General features: G+C 38.0%; 19 protein-coding genes, 1 rRNA gene and 2 pseudogenes. 21 read left to right on the forward strand and 1 reads right to left on the reverse strand.

Going from position 1 to position 15,810, the window contains the following annotated elements; genetic code table 11:
• The first annotated feature begins 131 nt into the window (after positions 1-131).
• The 10 genes from rrf to rsmI all read left to right on the forward strand — a co-directional run bounded on the left by rrf (position 132) and on the right by rsmI (position 6,339).
• Positions 132-247: ribosomal RNA gene (gene rrf / locus RCJ93_RS16030) — 5S ribosomal RNA — on the forward strand.
• Between the two features lie 419 nt (positions 248-666).
• Positions 667-1,293 carry a dTMP kinase gene (tmk, locus tag RCJ93_RS16035; RefSeq protein ID WP_446739563.1) on the forward strand — a complete coding sequence of 209 codons (627 nt, stop codon included), beginning with the start codon at positions 667-669 and terminating at the stop codon, positions 1,291-1,293.
• Between the two features lie 63 nt (positions 1,294-1,356).
• Positions 1,357-1,686, forward strand: coding sequence for a cyclic-di-AMP receptor (locus tag RCJ93_RS16040; RefSeq protein WP_066791257.1), 330 nt, complete (start codon positions 1,357-1,359; stop codon positions 1,684-1,686).
• Between the two features lie 20 nt (positions 1,687-1,706).
• Positions 1,707-2,144, forward strand: a complete 438-nt coding sequence (locus RCJ93_RS16045; RefSeq protein WP_066791258.1) for a YaaR family protein — start codon at positions 1,707-1,709, stop codon at positions 2,142-2,144.
• Between the two features lie 64 nt (positions 2,145-2,208).
• On the forward strand, positions 2,209-3,216 hold the full coding sequence (gene holB, locus RCJ93_RS16050) for a DNA polymerase III subunit delta' (RefSeq protein WP_446739564.1): 1,008 nt from the start codon (positions 2,209-2,211) through the stop codon (positions 3,214-3,216).
• Positions 3,209-4,024, forward strand: a complete 816-nt coding sequence (locus RCJ93_RS16055) for a PSP1 domain-containing protein (RefSeq protein WP_066791262.1) — start codon at positions 3,209-3,211, stop codon at positions 4,022-4,024. The genes holB and RCJ93_RS16055 overlap by 8 nt, the downstream gene beginning before the upstream one ends.
• Positions 4,025-4,044: 20 nt before the next feature.
• Positions 4,045-4,401, forward strand: coding sequence for a DNA replication initiation control protein YabA (gene yabA / locus RCJ93_RS16060; RefSeq protein WP_066791264.1), 357 nt, complete (start codon positions 4,045-4,047; stop codon positions 4,399-4,401).
• 67 nt (positions 4,402-4,468) lie between these two features.
• Positions 4,469-5,218 (forward strand): tRNA1(Val) (adenine(37)-N6)-methyltransferase, encoded by a 750-nt coding sequence (locus RCJ93_RS16065; protein ID WP_446739565.1) that lies wholly within the window; start codon positions 4,469-4,471, stop codon positions 5,216-5,218.
• Positions 5,202-5,495, forward strand: coding sequence for a GIY-YIG nuclease family protein (locus RCJ93_RS16070; RefSeq protein WP_150285660.1), 294 nt, complete (start codon positions 5,202-5,204; stop codon positions 5,493-5,495). The genes RCJ93_RS16065 and RCJ93_RS16070 overlap by 17 nt, the downstream gene beginning before the upstream one ends.
• Positions 5,467-6,339: a 16S rRNA (cytidine(1402)-2'-O)-methyltransferase gene (gene rsmI, locus RCJ93_RS16075; protein WP_446739566.1), complete on the forward strand. Its 873-nt coding sequence runs from the start codon at positions 5,467-5,469 to the stop codon at positions 6,337-6,339. The genes RCJ93_RS16070 and rsmI overlap by 29 nt, the downstream gene beginning before the upstream one ends.
• 156 nt (positions 6,340-6,495) lie before the next feature.
• Here the strand turns inward: rsmI and RCJ93_RS16080 are convergent, their stop codons facing one another.
• Entirely contained in the window at positions 6,496-6,774 is a 279-nt protein-coding gene (locus RCJ93_RS16080; RefSeq protein WP_066791272.1) for an AbrB/MazE/SpoVT family DNA-binding domain-containing protein, read from the reverse strand.
• Between the two features lie 361 nt (positions 6,775-7,135).
• Here RCJ93_RS16080 and metG point away from each other — a divergent pair, with 361 nt between their 5' ends.
• The 11 genes and pseudogenes from metG (at position 7,136) to RCJ93_RS16135 (ending at position 15,706) form a co-directional block, all read left to right on the forward strand.
• Positions 7,136-9,094 (forward strand): methionine--tRNA ligase, encoded by a 1,959-nt coding sequence (metG, locus tag RCJ93_RS16085; protein WP_066791273.1) that lies wholly within the window; start codon positions 7,136-7,138, stop codon positions 9,092-9,094.
• Between the two features lie 246 nt (positions 9,095-9,340).
• A complete protein-coding gene (locus RCJ93_RS16090; RefSeq protein WP_446739567.1) occupies positions 9,341-10,111 on the forward strand; it encodes a TatD family hydrolase in 771 nt (256 codons plus the stop codon).
• Between the two features lie 414 nt (positions 10,112-10,525).
• A pseudogene (locus tag RCJ93_RS16095) lies at positions 10,526-10,699 on the forward strand (SH3 domain-containing protein); the annotation flags it as partial.
• 51 nt (positions 10,700-10,750) lie between these two features.
• Positions 10,751-11,038 (forward strand): annotated as a pseudogene (locus RCJ93_RS16100) (3D domain-containing protein); the annotation flags it as partial.
• Between the two features lie 187 nt (positions 11,039-11,225).
• Positions 11,226-11,792 carry a ribonuclease M5 gene (gene rnmV / locus RCJ93_RS16105; RefSeq protein WP_446739568.1) on the forward strand — a complete coding sequence of 189 codons (567 nt, stop codon included), beginning with the start codon at positions 11,226-11,228 and terminating at the stop codon, positions 11,790-11,792.
• Positions 11,785-12,666 carry a 16S rRNA (adenine(1518)-N(6)/adenine(1519)-N(6))-dimethyltransferase RsmA gene (gene rsmA / locus RCJ93_RS16110; protein ID WP_147198251.1) on the forward strand — a complete coding sequence of 294 codons (882 nt, stop codon included), beginning with the start codon at positions 11,785-11,787 and terminating at the stop codon, positions 12,664-12,666. The genes rnmV and rsmA overlap by 8 nt, the downstream gene beginning before the upstream one ends.
• Before the next feature lie 143 nt (positions 12,667-12,809).
• Entirely contained in the window at positions 12,810-13,076 is a 267-nt protein-coding gene (gene veg / locus RCJ93_RS16115; protein WP_066791286.1) for a biofilm formation stimulator Veg, read from the forward strand.
• A 133-nt stretch (positions 13,077-13,209) separates the two neighbouring features.
• The gene (locus RCJ93_RS16120) at positions 13,210-13,389 is read left to right on the forward strand and encodes a small, acid-soluble spore protein, alpha/beta type (RefSeq protein WP_066791287.1); all 180 of its coding nucleotides are present in this window, start codon (positions 13,210-13,212) and stop codon (positions 13,387-13,389) included.
• Positions 13,390-13,580: 191 nt separating this feature from the next.
• Complete coding sequence (ispE, locus tag RCJ93_RS16125; RefSeq protein ID WP_150285666.1) at positions 13,581-14,447, forward strand: 4-(cytidine 5'-diphospho)-2-C-methyl-D-erythritol kinase; 867 nt, start codon at positions 13,581-13,583, stop codon at positions 14,445-14,447.
• Between the two features lie 57 nt (positions 14,448-14,504).
• Positions 14,505-15,338, forward strand: a complete 834-nt coding sequence (gene purR / locus RCJ93_RS16130; protein WP_446739569.1) for a pur operon repressor — start codon at positions 14,505-14,507, stop codon at positions 15,336-15,338.
• Positions 15,335-15,706, forward strand: a complete 372-nt coding sequence (locus tag RCJ93_RS16135) for a RidA family protein (protein ID WP_066791291.1) — start codon at positions 15,335-15,337, stop codon at positions 15,704-15,706. The genes purR and RCJ93_RS16135 overlap by 4 nt, the downstream gene beginning before the upstream one ends.
• Positions 15,707-15,810 lie beyond the last annotated feature (104 nt).

The following is a 15,810-nucleotide window of genomic DNA, read 5'->3' on the forward strand; positions in this document are numbered from 1 at the left end:
ATAGGTTCGAGGTGGAAGTGTGGCGACACATGGAGCTGACGAATACTAATCGATCGAGGACTTAACCAAATTCTTAAGAACCTTCAATTCACGTTTATCCAGTTTTGAAAGAACAACTTTCTTTCAAATAGTCTAGTAATGATGGCAAAGAGGTCACACCCGTTCCCATGCCGAACACGGAAGTTAAGCTCTTTAGCGCCGATGGTAGTTGGGGGCTTCCCCCTGTGAGAGTAGGACGTTGCTAGGCAATAGTTAAGGTATTAAGCAGATTATGCTTAATACCTTTTTATTTTGTTTAATTGTTACTAGTGTAGAATTCAATTCTAGTATTTAAAGGTAGGACCCTTTATTTACACTTTTACCACTTAGTCATTATTGAACATGCTATCCATTTGTCTAAATTTTCTCATCATCATGCACTTTAAATTTGTTGATATTTTTATAAATATTAATTGTATGTTCTAGGAAGTAGATTTTAGTAACTCAATGAAGCATAGAGATAAATTATTTTGAAAATATATAAATTATCCATAATGCTAGACGAATACGTAGCATATGATTAAATACACGTGTTTAGCACATAGCTATACTGGCCTCAATAAGATTAGTAAACGTCTTTGGCAACATGTATAATAAACATACCAGTAGTCATGAAAGGATATAGAGATGAGTAAATTATTTTTCACATTTGAAGGTCCAGAAGGAGCAGGTAAAACAACAATTTTAAAAATGGTTGTTAGTAAACTGCAAGAAGAGGGAAAGAAAGTAGTAGCGACACGAGAACCAGGCGGAAGTATAATTGCTGAAAAAATACGCCAAGTTATATTAGATCCCTCTCATTTAGAGATGGATCCAAAAACAGAAGCGTTATTATATGCGGCGGCTAGAAGCCAGCATTTTGTTGAAAAGATAAAGCCTTCATTAGATGAAGGAAGTATTGTTTTGTGTGACCGTTTCTTGGATTCTTCATTAGCTTATCAAGGTATAGGCAGAGGCCTTGGTATTGATGCGGTAAAGAGCATCAATGAATTTGCTATAGGAAATCGCTTGCCTGACGCAACGATTTTGTTTGATATAGACCCTCAAGTAGGACTTGATCGAATAGCCGCGCATAGTGAACGCGAGGTCAATCGATTAGATGCAGAAAGTTTGGCTTTCCATCAAAAGGTACATCAAGCATACTTACAATTAGCAAATAAATATCCAACTCGCATTTATAAAATAGATGCCAATAAGCCCCAAGAAGAAGTATTTCAATCTGTATGGAAAATTATGATCGAATTATTGAACTAATGAATTATTACTGTGTTTTAAAGTGTGGTATAATAGAAAAAAGAAATAGAGGAGTGAATGCCGATGAAATTAGTTGTGGCTGTAGTTCAAGATCAGGATAGTAACCGTCTTTCTAACGCTTTAACGAAACATGATTTTCGCGCAACAAAATTGGCCAGTACTGGAGGTTTCCTTCGTTCAGGTAATACAACCTTCTTAATTGGTACTGAGGATTCACTAGTTCAAAAATTATTAGGCGTTATTCGAGATAATTGCCGCTCCCGTGAACAAATGGTAGCTCCTATCTCACCGATGGGTGGAAATGCTGATGCATATATCCCTTATCCAGTAGAAGTAGAAGTAGGCGGCGCAACTGTCTTTGTATTACCTATCGAACAGTTCCATCATTTCTAAACGGTGGAGGGAACATTTTTTTGAAGATTAATCAAGATTTACGGATCGGTGTAGACACAACTAGACAAAAATTGCCTAATCACCAGCCAACTGCACGTTTTGGAGATTTTGTTGTTCAGTCAGGACAACGAATGCAAACAGAGCAATTAACAAGACTGTTAGGTGATATATCGACCGCTGGTGATCGTATTGCAAAATCCAAAAACCTTCGTGATTTAGCTAAATTTAAAATGCTTGTGAAGCGATTTTTAAAAGAAGTCATCTCTTCGGGGATGGAATTAAAGCAATCGCATACCTGGAACCGTTTTGGGGAAGGGCGTCGGTTGAAAATAGTGCAAACCATTGATGACAAACTAATTGAACTGACGGAGGACCTTTTAAATGAAGAAAAATCTTCCGTTGATTTATTAGCTAAAATAGGTGAGATTAAAGGATTGTTAATCAATCTTTATACGTAAAGCCCGTGTTATTCGGTACGCCGAAGCACGGGATTTTTTCAAAACAAGAGGGTGTGATGGAACCGTGGAGAATATAGAAGACTTACTTCAACTGCAGCCTATTGTAACGAAACAGCTTCAAACCATATTCGAAAAAAATCGTGTTGGACATGCCTACATTTTTGAAGGCTCTAAAGGAACTGGCACTGAAGAATTAATGCTTTTTTTTGTTCAATTAATTTTATGTGAAAATCCCCGTTTGAATGTTCCATGTGAAACATGCAGAAACTGTAAGCGTATCCTGTCTGGCAATCATCCTAACCTTCACCAACTATACCCGGATGGACAATTTATAAAAGTAGATGCAATAGACACATTGCTTAGTGAGATGAGCAAGACAGGCTTAGAAGCAGGGCGTAAGGTTTATGTGATACATAGCGCTGAACGTTTAAACGTAAAGTCAGCCAATAAATTGTTGAAGTTTTTAGAAGAACCTGAAGGAAACGTGACAGCCATATTTCTAACAGAAAATATAAATGCTATAATTCCAACGATCCGCTCTCGTTGTCAACATATTAAATTTAGAGATATAAATATACCACGAAATTTATTGATTGAAAAATTAACGGAGAGTGGAATTACCCAATCTATGGCAGCAACAGTCAGCATGTTGACCCATAATGTTGAGGAAGCTTTTGCTCTTGCAAAGGATGAGTCGTTTGCACAGGCAAGAAAAACAGTGTTAAAATTGGTAGAAGCAACCTTTAAAAATGTACATGAAGCAATGCTTATCATACATGAAGACTGGTTGCCTCAATTTAAAGAAAAAGAGCAAGTAGAAATTGCTTTAGATTTAATGCTGTTTGCCTTTCGTGACATTGTCTCCATTAAAGCTAATTCAGAAGTAATGTGCACATACCCAGATACGTTACCCGTATTCAAGGATGCTGCACTTCGAACAAGCTTCAATACATTATCAACCCAATTGCAAGCAATATTAACAGCTCGCAGGCAATTGAAAAGCAATATGAATAAAACGCTAATGATGGAACAGTTGATTTTAAATTTGCAGGAGGTAAAATCCTTTGTATAAAGTAGTTGGTGTCCGTTTTAAAAAAACGGGTAAAATATATTATTTCGACCCTGGCGACTATCTGTTAGAAAAAGGCCAATACGTCATAGTTGAAACAGCAAGAGGCGTAGAATACGGAAAAATTGTTGTAGCAATGAAGGAAGTTGGAGAAAATGATGTCGTATTGCCGCTTAAACAAGTAGTTCGTCCTGCTGATGAACGTGACCGCATTCAAGTTGATGAAAATGAAACTGAATCAACACGTGCGTTTGGAATTGCCACGGATAAAATAGTAGAACATAGTTTGGAAATGAAATTAGTAGATGTTGAATATACGTTTGACCGCAATAAAATTATTTTTTATTTTACAGCTGAAGGCAGAGTTGACTTCCGAGAATTGGTTAAAGATCTTGCAGCTATTTTCCGTACACGTATCGAGCTCAGGCAGATAGGTGTTCGGGATGAAGCGAAAATGTTAGGTGGAATAGGACCATGCGGCAGAATGCTTTGCTGTTCTACCTTCTTAGGAGATTTTGAACCTGTGTCCATAAAAATGGCAAAAGATCAAAATCTCTCGCTCAATCCTTCTAAGATTTCAGGTCTATGCGGTCGCTTAATGTGCTGTTTAAAATATGAAAACGACGAGTATGAAGAGGCGCGGGCACATATGCCAGACATTGGTGAAACAATTAGAACGCCGGATGGCAGAGGAAAAGTCAGCGGCCTAAATATTTTAGAAAGAATACTTCAAGTGGAGTTATATGAGGAGCAGCGAATATTAGAATACACATTGGACGAAATTCTTCAATACGAAAGTTCAGTTCAATAGATAATAACGAGGTGGCTTGAGTGAAGGACCGTAATTTTTTAGATACTGTTATGGAGTTCGAACAACAGCTTGAATCGATGCAAAAACAATTTGAGGCATTGAAGAAATTTGTTGCACTCATGATGGAAGAGCATCAAACATTACAGATGGAGAACAGCCATCTGCGTTCTCGCTTAGAAGAAGTCCTTTCTGTCCATCAGAAAGAGAACGAAAAAGAAGCCATTCAAGAGAAACAAAATGCGATGGATATAGGGGAGGGCTACGATAATTTAGCCCGTCTCTACCATGAAGGATTTCATGTTTGCCATGTTCATTTTGGCAGTTCACGAAAAGGTGAAGACTGTTTATTCTGTTTGTCATTCTTAAATAAACAATAATAATAAAAAGGCTGATTCCACATAAAAGATCGTGGTGGTCAGTCTTTTGCTATGTGGAGGATTTTTAATGGAAGACTGGTTAAAGGAAGATGAAAGAATGGACTATTTATTGGCAGAGGATTTGCGCATAATCCAAAGTCCATCTGTATTTTCATTTTCACTGGATGCTGTGTTGTTATCGAAATTTGTTAACGTTCCTTTTCAAAAAGGAAAACTGGTGGATTTATGTACAGGCAATGGTGTAATTCCTCTCTTTTTAAGTGCGCGTACAAAAGGGCATATCACCGGTGTAGAATTACAAAGTCGGTTGTATGATATGGCTGAAAGAAGTGTACGCTATAACAAATTAGAAGAACAAATAACCATCATACAAGGAGATGTACGTACCATTTCACCCCAACTAGGAGTAGAAAAATATGATGTGGTGACATGTAATCCTCCTTACTTTCCTGCACATGAGGCAAGTGAAAAGAACCTTAAAGAGCATGTTGCAATTGCTCGACATGAAATTCACTTGAAGTTGGACGAAATGATTTATTCAGCAAGCAAACTCTTAAAGCAGGGTGGGAAGGCAGCGTTTGTACATAGGCCTGGTCGCCTTTTAGATATTGTGACCGCAATGCGAAACAATCGATTAGAGCCAAAACGGATACGCTTTGTCTATCCGAAAGAAGGTAAGGAAGCTAATACACTCCTAATTGAAGGCATAAAAGATGGCAAGGCTGATCTAAAAATATTGCCCCCTCTTTATGTGTATGGTGAGGATGGTGCTTATACACCAGAAGTAAGAGAGATGCTATATGGCGACAACGAATAAACATATGATGTATGTGGTAGAATGCAGCGATGGCAGTTATTATACTGGCTATACTAATAATTTAGAGAAGCGTTTGGCTGCACACAATGCTGGTAAAGGTGCAAAATATACGAAACCGAGATTGCCTGTACACTGTATTTACGCTGAAGCATTCCATACAAAGCAAGAGGCCATGAGTGCAGAATACCGTTTCAAACAATTATCTAAAAAGCAAAAGATCGACTATATTGCAGCATGGAGTGAAAAAAGTGAAATCACAAAAGAGTTCAATGCATGAACAGCAGAGTTGCTTGTACTTAGTAGCGACACCTATAGGAAATTTAGAAGACATAACAATGCGTGCCATCCGTATTTTAAAAGAAGCAGATATTATTGCAGCAGAGGATACACGGAATTCTAGAAAAATTTGCAACTATTTTGAAATCGACACACCCTTAACCAGCTATCATGAGCATAATCTGGAACAGGGAGGAGAAAAAATCCTACACTATTTACGAGAGGGAAAAAAGGTTGCATTAGTTAGCGATGCTGGTCTGCCTTGTATTTCTGACCCTGGAGCAGATATTGCAGCTAAGGCAATTGATGAAGGATTTGCAGTCATCCCTATACCAGGCGCAAATGCTGCACTTACAGCTTTAATCGCATCTGGCCTTACTCCTCAGCCATTCTTCTTTTACGGCTTTTTAAGTCGAAATAAAAAGGAACGAAAAGAATCTTTAGAGAACTTAAAAAAACGTCAGGAAACCATTCTTTTTTATGAAGCACCTCACCGCTTAAAAGACACTCTTAAAGACATGCAAGCCATATTAGGCGATCGAAAAATCGTCATGGCACGTGAATTGACAAAGAAATTTGAAGAATTTTTGCGTGGTACTTTAGAAGAAGCGGTTGAATGGGCAATGGCTAATGAAATCCGAGGAGAATTCTGCTTAGTAGTAGAAGGAAGCAAAGAAGCAGAGGAAAATGAAGAAGATAACTGGTGGACACAGCTGACAATAGAAGAACATGTCAACCTTTTAATCGAAGAACAAGGTATGTCGTCAAAAGAAGCAATTAAAGAAGTAGCAAAAATACGGAAGCTAAGTAAGCGAGAGGTTTATCAAGCATACCATGTCGAATAAAAAACAATAAGAAAAAATGAAAAGGCCCATGTGGATGAGTAGCATTCCACGTGGGCCTTTTCACTAATATATTAAACAAGATTCATGACGGCTCTCAAAAATTGTTTTAAAAATAACAAACGGTAGCTAAAGCACCTCTCGATGATATGCTAAGCCTTATTTATTTAATTTAGATTGGATTTCTTTAATAAGAATTTGTGCGCCTTCAGGGCTAAGGATTAGATTGCCTCCAGCTAGGCGGAAGTTATCATCTGATACTTCGCCAGTTACAGCACAAGTCATATTAGGCATATATTTTTTTAAGATGATTTTATCGTCATCCACGTAAATTTCTAGTGCATCTTTTTCAGCGATACCAAGAGTACGGCGAAGCTCGATGGGAATAACCACGCGTCCAAGTTCATCAACTTTACGTACAATACCTGTAGATTTCATAATTAGTGTTCCTCCTATATAAGCTATATATTATTGTTTTTCGTCAAAATTCGACATAATATTCCTTGACTAAGCATTAGTATACCAACTAATACCATATACGTCAATTATTTTTCAAGTTATTTTTTCAACAATTTTCAAGAAATTACCGTTCTTTAAGGAGATTTATCTTATTGGATGTTTTTATTTTGAACAATATTTGTATTTATATACGCTATTTATCTTATTTTTTCAAGAAACACTGTAATACGATGTTATTCGACACGATTTGACAAAAACTGAAGAAGTAATCTTTAATTGAAAGGTTTTTCCGTCTCCTATAGAATAGGAAGTATACTGTAAAGCACTGGAGGAAGTTTTCGTGACAAATGAAAAGAAAACATTCTATATCACAACCCCGATTTATTATCCAAGCGGCAAGTTTCATATTGGTACTGCCTATACAACGGTAGCTGCTGATACAATGGCTCGTTATAAACGTTTGCGCGGTTTTGATGTTAAGTTTCAAACTGGTATGGATGAACATGGCCAGAAGATTCAAGAAAAAGCAGAAGAGGCGAATAAAAATCCGCAAGTATATGTAGATGAAATCGCTCAAGCAGCTAAAAAACTTTGGAAGCTAATGGATATTTCATATGATGACTTCATCCAAACAACCGAAGATCGTCATACAAAGGTCGTAGAAAAAATCTTTAAAAAGTTTTTGGATAATGGCGACATTTATAAAGGAGAATATGAAGGTTGGTATTGTACGCCTTGTGAATCGTTTTTTACAGAAACACAGCTGGATAATGGCAAATGCCCGGATTGCGGTAGACCAGTCCATAAGGTAAAAGAAGAATCCTACTTCTTTAACATGAAAAAATATGCTGATCGTCTTTTGGCATACTACGAAGAGAATCCTACTTTCATTGAGCCTGAATCACGAAAAAATGAAATGATTAACAACTTTATCAAGCCAGGTCTTGAGGATCTTTCTGTATCTCGTACTTCATTTGATTGGGGAATACGGGTTCCTGGCGATCCAAAACATGTCATCTATGTATGGGTAGATGCATTAACGAACTATATTACAACATTAGGGTACGATACAGACAATGATGCCGAGTTTAAAAAATATTGGCCTGCAGATGTACATGTAGTAGGAAAGGATATTGTGCGCTTCCATACAATTTATTGGCCGATCTTCCTAATGGCATTAGATTTGCCACTTCCTAAAAAAGTATTCGCTCATGGCTTTATTATGATGAAGGATGGTAAGATGTCCAAGTCTAAAGGTAATGTCGTATACCCCGAGATGCTAATAGAGCGCTATGGATTAGATGCTACTCGCTACTTCTTACTCCGTGAGCTGCCATTTGGACAAGATGGTGTATTCTCGCCTGAAGCATTTGTCGAAAGAGTAAACTTCGACCTTGCAAATGACTTAGGAAACCTGTTAAACCGTACGATTTCGATGATGAATAAATATTTCGATGGCGTCATCCCAACTGAAGGACTTATTCCAACAGAGTTCGATGAAGCATTAAAGATCCAGGCAAAAGAAACAAAGGCACGTTACGAAGAAAATATTGAAAAAATGCAATTTAGCCAAGTGTTAAGTGACATTTGGGCACTTGTTTCTCGTACGAATAAATATATTGATGAAACACAGCCATGGGTACTTGCCAAGGATGAAGAGCTTCAAGGCAAGCTTGGAACAGTTATGTATAATTTAGCTGAAAACCTACGCAAGATCGCTATTATGGTTCAGCCATTCATGACCCAAGCTCCGAAAGAAATCATGCACCAGCTTGGTTTAAGCGAGGATTTACTTGCTTGGGAAACATTAGATGATGAAAATGGCATTCCAGCGAAAACGAAAGTGATCGATAAAGGTGTTCCAATTTTCCCACGTCTAGATCCAGAAGAAGAAATTACGTATATCCGCGATCAAATGCGCGTTTCTGTTAAAACAGAAGAGCCGAAAAAAGAGGAAGAACCAAAAGAGGAATTTCCTGAAATAACGATTGATGATTTCATGAAAGTCGATTTGCGCGTGGCTACGGTTACAGCTTGCGACAAGGTGCCTAAAGCAGATAAATTATTAAAGCTTCAACTGGATTTAGGCTATGAAAAACGTCAAGTTGTGTCAGGTATTGCGCAATATTACAAATCAGAGGAATTAATTGGACGCAAAGTAATTGTGGTAGCCAATTTAAAACCTGTAAAACTTCGTGGCGAATTATCTCAAGGGATGATTTTAGCTGGCAGCAAAGATGGTATTTTAACACTGGCAACAGTTGATGAAAAGCTTGAAAACGGCGCCCAAGTAAAATAGAAAAGAAAAAAGCCTGCCTATAAAGCAGGCTTTTCTTTTCAAATAAGCGTCATATTAGAGAAATTTGTAAAAAGGTTTTTTTAGTTTTTTAGACCTATTAAGCGAATATATTTTATGTTTCGACAGTTATCTTTATGAGTAAAAAGTATAGAAACAGATGAAATGTTTGTAATATAAATGTAATTTGACTGTGAAGCGTGAAATAATTTAATTGGTTACAATGAAATTCATGTGAGGAGAATGAAAATGTTTATCGATACACACGTCCATTTAAATTCTGAACAATACGAAGAAGATCTTCAACAAGTTATTGACCGTGCGTTAGCCAATAATGTAAAGAAAATGGTAGTAGTAGGTTTTGACCAGCCGACGATCACACGTGCAATGGAACTGGTGGAAATATACGACTTTCTTTATGCAGTAATCGGCTGGCATCCGGTAGATGCAATTGATTGCACAGAAGAAGATTTAAATTGGATTGAGCGTTTAGCTGCCCACCCGAAAGTTGTAGCTATTGGCGAAACAGGATTAGATTATCACTGGGACAAATCGCCAAAAGAAATACAGCAAGACTTACTTAGAAAACAAATTCAACTTGCGAAACGGGTAAAACTGCCGATTGTCATTCACAATCGTGAAGCAACAAATGACTGTATCCGCATTTTACAAGAGGAAGATGCTTCAGAAGTAGGCGGTGTTATGCATTGTTTCAGCGGTAGTGTAGAAACAGCTAAAATCTGTATTGAGATGAATTTTATGATCGGTTTGGGCGGACCAGTGACATTTAAAAATGCCAAAAAACCAAAAGAAGTTGCTGAGGCTATTCCCCTAGACTATTTGATGGTGGAAACAGATGCGCCATTTCTTGCTCCGCATCCTCATCGCGGTAAAAGAAATGAACCTTCCTATGTACCTTTAGTTGCGGAAGAAATTGCAAGACTAAAAAACATAGCAGTGGAAGAAGTAGCCGAAGCTACAACGCAAAATGCACTTCGTTTCTATAACATTTCAAATTAAAAGACTGAACAAACGTCTCCCACACAAAAAATATGAATAGTTTTCATTAGTTAGGAATAATACTAGTTACTGGAAGTTAAATTAGCAATTAGTATTTTTCAAAAAGCAAAAAGGAGGCGTTTTTTCATGATGAAAGAAAAGTTGTCTATAACAAAGAACTTAAAAAGAATATTTGGCGTGACAGTCTTAGCTATTATGGCATCACCTGTATTGACGAGCTCTATTTTTGCAGAAAATAGCTTTAATATACAGCAGAACCAACAGGTACAAAGCAATGAAAATGCAATGGATAGAGGAGACACTTCGACTACTGTCGCTGGCTTTTTAAAGCAACCCGCAAATGATGCAGCACAATCGGAAGTTCGAGTAGAAAAGGCCATCGATGTAGTGGAAAACTCCCATAAAAAAATTACAATGGTCAGCTCAGCCCGCAAATATCATACGACAGACCGTTTGAACTTGCGTAAGGGACCAGGTACAAAATACAAAGTAAAAACATTGATACCTAAAGGCCATAATGTAACATACAAAGGTCGCAAAGGAAACTGGTATAAAGTTAGCTACAAGAACCATACAGGCTATGTAGCAAAACAATATTTACGTATTGGTATTAAGAAAGTATCAAAACCTGTGTCTAACAAATCAATGTATGTTTCTTCTACAGCCTATACAGCTTATTGCAAAGGATGCTCAGGTAAAACAGCTACAGGGATCAATTTGCGCAAAAATCCATATAAAAAGGTGATTGCAGTCGACCCTAAAGTGATTCCATTGCGTTCTATGGTGTATGTGAACGGATATGGTCTAGCGGTTGCTGGCGATACCGGGGGGGCCATTAAAGGCCGCAAAATTGACGTCTTTATGCCATCGAAGAAAAAAGCATATAGCTGGGGACGACGTACTGTTAAAGTCACTATTCAAAAGTAAAGTTAAGATTTCCTAAGTGAGAGCTTCCTTATCGATTGATGATAAGGGAGCTTTTTCGTATCTAATTGAATCTTCATGGATAGCTTTGTATATGCTTATAACCAAAGATCCCATAGAAACTGTACAAACTATACAATAACCAATAAAATAAACAAAGGAACTTCGAAGAAAAGAGGACTTATAATCCGTGGACATTAAGGAAATTATTGTAGTTGAAGGAAAAGATGATACAACAGCGATTAAAAGAGCAGTAAATGCCGATACAATTGAAACAAATGGATCAGCTATCTCAGATGAGACACTGCGCAATATACAACACGCCCAACATGTAAGAGGTGTCATCGTGTTCACTGACCCAGACTATCCTGGCAGGCGTATCCGTGCCATTATTGAGGAACGAGTTCCTGGTGTAAAACATGCATTCTTGCCCAAGGAAAAAACAAAAGCTAAAAACGGAAAAAGCTTGGGGATTGAGCACGCAAAGGACGAAGATATACGCATGGCACTATCCAAGGTTTATTCGCCACAGCAATCTGAAAAATTTATAAGCACGATTACAATAGACGATTTACTAGCAGCTCACTTGCTCTCTCATCCTGATGCTAAAAAACGGCGTGAACGATTAGGAGAGTTGTTAAACGTAGGTTCAACAAACAGCAAACAATTGATCAAAAGGCTGACAATGTTCCAAATTACAGAACAACAATTCGGTGAAGCCATTCGACAACTGAATCAGGAGGAAAAAAATGAATAAAGATATAGCTACACCACTGCGCACTCAAGAAATACTAAAAAAATATGGCTTTTCATTTAAGAAGAGCCTAGGACAAAATTTCTTAATTGACCCTAATATCTTACGTAATATTGTAAGCCATGCAGAGTTGACAAAGGAAAGTGCTGCCATTGAGATAGGACCGGGAATCGGAGCACTCACAGAGCATTTGGCGCGCTCTGCGGGTAAAGTTATTTCTTTTGAAATAGACCAACGTTTACTGCCTGTACTTGCTGATACGTTGAGTCCTTATGATAATGTGAAAATTATTCATTCCGATATTTTAAAAGCGGATGTATCCAACATACTAGCAGAGGAATGTGAAAATTATAATGATATAATGGTGGTTGCAAACCTCCCTTATTACGTTACAACCCCAATCCTATTAAAATTATTAATGGATAAATTGCCGATTCGCGGTATGGTGGTTATGATGCAAAAAGAAGTGGCTGACAGGATATCAGCGGTTCCAGGGACTAAAGCATATGGCTCTCTGTCTATTGCGGTGCAGTATTATATGCAAGCTGAAGTAGTGATGACTGTTCCGAAAACAGTATTTATGCCTCAGCCAAATGTCGATTCGGCGGTTTTACGCCTTCTCCGTCGTGAAAAACCGCCGGTAGAGGTGATTAATGAAGCGTTCTTTTTTGAGGTAACGCGGAGTTCGTTTGCTCAGCGTCGCAAAACAATACTAAACAATCTGCAATCACAGTTGGAGAACGGAAAAGCGAAGAAGGAACAAATTTTATCTGCGCTTGCAGAGGTGAATATAGATCCAACGCGTCGCGGTGAAACCCTTTCTATTGTTGAGTTTGGAAGATTAGCTGATGCCTTATTACCTCACTTCCAAAAATAACCACTATATTGATATAATGATAAAAAATATTTTTTTATAAAAAATTTATTGACAACGTTTTATCAGATTGATAAAATATAAATTTTATGTTGACAATATTTCAGACATTTTGTATAATGGTTATTAGTGAGGTGTAAGCGAAAATGCCAAAAACTTTAGCCGACATTAAAAAGTCGTTAGATTGTCATTTGGGTAGACGTTTGCAATTAAAAGCAAACGGTGGTCGCAAGAAAACGATTGAGCGCGCTGGAATATTACGTGAAACATATCGCGCAGTATTTGTAGTTGATCTTGATCAAGACGATAACGCGATTGAGCGTGTGTCTTACAGCTACACAGATATCTTAACAGAAGCAGTAGAAATAACATTTGATGATGAGGTTGCAACAGGTGTTGCTGCAGCTAAATAAGCAAACAGAACTATAAACCAAAGCATTTTGTACAGCACTCTAGAAACACTCTGGCATACAGAGAATGTTTCTAGAGTGTTTTTTATATTGTTGGTTATACTAAAAGTCCAGGCGTTAAAGGGAGGAATTTCGTATGGCGAGAAAGTCGATTATGTCCGAACAGTTGAAAATAGAAATCGCAAAAGAATTAGGCTTTTACGATACGGTTCAACGTGAAGGATGGGGCGGAATCAAAGCGCGAGATGCCGGAAATATGGTGAAGAGGGCTATTGAAATGGCGAAAGAGTCTTTAGCGGACGGCCAAAAGCAGTAAATATTTTCACGTATATTAACAAATAGACGCACTGGAAAAGGCAGTTCTTCCTAAATGATAGGAAGGCTGCTTTTTGTTATATCCTAGGTATCAAGCGAATGGCTCATCAAACATAACCTGTGGTAAAATAGTGTGAAGTAGACAAAGAACGGAGATTGCTTCTTCTTTTATATTTGAAAGGAGGCGGAGGTATGCTTTATGTAAAAGCACCTGCCAAAATAAATTTAACGCTGGATGTACTATACAAAAGGAAAGACGGCTATCATGAGGTTGAAATGATTATGACGACTGTGGATTTAGCAGATCGCGTTGGTTTATCAAAACGGAGTGATGGGCAAATCCACATACACTCAAGTAGCACCTTTGTGCCGGATGACCAACGAAATTTGGCATATCAAGCAGCCAAGCTATTACAAGATACATACGGAGTCAAAGATGGTGTCTCCATTTCTATTGATAAGCAGATTCCAGTAGCTGCTGGTCTAGCAGGAGGAAGCAGTGATGCCGCTGCAACATTAAAAGGGTTGAATACTCTTTGGAATTTGGGGTTATCCATTGACCAATTGGCAGAATTGGGAGCGGAAATCGGATCAGATGTTTCTTTCTGTGTATACGGTGGGACCGCTATAGCCACAGGCAGAGGCGAAAAAATCAAACATATCGCAACTCCACCTGCATGTTGGGTTATACTGGCAAAGCCTGCGATTGGCGTTTCAACAGCAGCAGTGTATGGCGGTCTAGATATGAATAAGGTCGAACATCCAGACACACAACAAATGGTACAAGCTATTGAAGATAAAGATTATTCTCGATTATGCAACAGTGTTGGTAATGTTTTGGAGAGTGTAACATTAGAACTTTATCCCGAGGTATCCATTATTAAAGAGCAAATGAATAGATTTGGAGCAGATGCCGTATTAATGAGTGGCAGTGGGCCAACAGTATTTGGCTTAGTTCAAAATAAAGCACGGGTGAGTCGCATCGTCAACGGCCTGAGAGGCTTTTGCGATGAAGTATATGCAGTGCGTTTAATTGGTGAAAGAGATGCACTTGCTTAAAGACGCATAATTGTGGTATTTTTTGATTAAAACATTCGGGTAAAAGGAGAGGGTGCTATGAAATGGAAGCGCAGTGAGCGTCTTGTTGATATGACGCATTATTTATTGGAGCATCCACAAAAGCTAATCCCCCTTACTTTTTTTTCAGAGTTATATCAATCTGCTAAATCCTCCATTAGTGAGGATTTAACGATTGTAAAAGATACATTTGAAGAAAGAGGGATTGGGGTTTTAGTGACAGTTCCCGGAGCAGCAGGCGGGGTCAAATATATACCCAAGGTGTCTGAGAAAGTAGTCAAAGAGGTAATTGACGAATTAATAAGTGAGTTAGGCCATTCCGACCGTCTATTGCCAGGCGGCTATTTATTTATGACGGATTTACTTGGCAATCCCGAATTAATGAATAGAGTAGGGAAAGTGTTTGCATCAGCTTTTTGTATCCAGGAAATAGATGTCATTATGACAGTTGCGACTAAGGGAATTTCGATAGCTCATGCCATTGCAAGACACTTAAACGTACCGGTCGTAGTCGTGCGCAGAGATAACAAAGTAACCGAAGGCTCAACTGTCAGCATTAACTATGTTTCAGGCTCATCACGCCGCATTGAAACGATGGTTTTATCGAAACGTAGTATGAAAAGCGGTCAAAGAGTGCTTGTTACAGACGACTTCATGAAAGTCGGCGGCACGATGAATGGCATGAAAAACCTGATTGAAGAGTTTGATTGCACACTAGCAGGAATGGCTGTACTAGTAGAGGCCGCACATACAGATGAACGTTTAGTCGACAATTATTACTCTTTAGTGAAGTTAAAAGAAGTAAATGAAAAAGACCGTACGATCAAATTAGAAGAAGGCAACTATTTTTCGAAAGGCGGATATGACAGATGAAAGTAATCTCAACAAAAAACGCTCCAGCAGCAATTGGACCATATGTCCAAGGAATGGTAGTCAACAATACTTTTTACAGTTCAGGCCAAATTCCGTTAACAGCGGAAGGAGAATTTGTTGGCGGAGATATTACGGAGCAAACAAATCAAGTATTCGAAAACGTCAAAGCAGTTTTGGCTGAAGCAGGTTCTTCATTAAACCAAGTGATTAAAACGACAGTCTTTTTAACTGATATGGAAGACTTTGCAGTAATGAATGAAATCTATGCCGAACATTTTGGCGCACATAAGCCAGCTCGCACAACAGTGGAAGTATCAAAATTGCCAAAAGATGCAAAAGTTGAAATCGAAGTAATTGCTTTAGTATAAAACAAAAGGCCACAATTTTGTGGCCTTTTTATTTTGTTTAAAATAATATTTTAAATTTTATAAAAATTTTTTATAATAAAGAAGGGATTAGCTCTCTGCTTATA

This window comes from Rummeliibacillus sp. BSL5 (genome assembly GCF_052928305.1).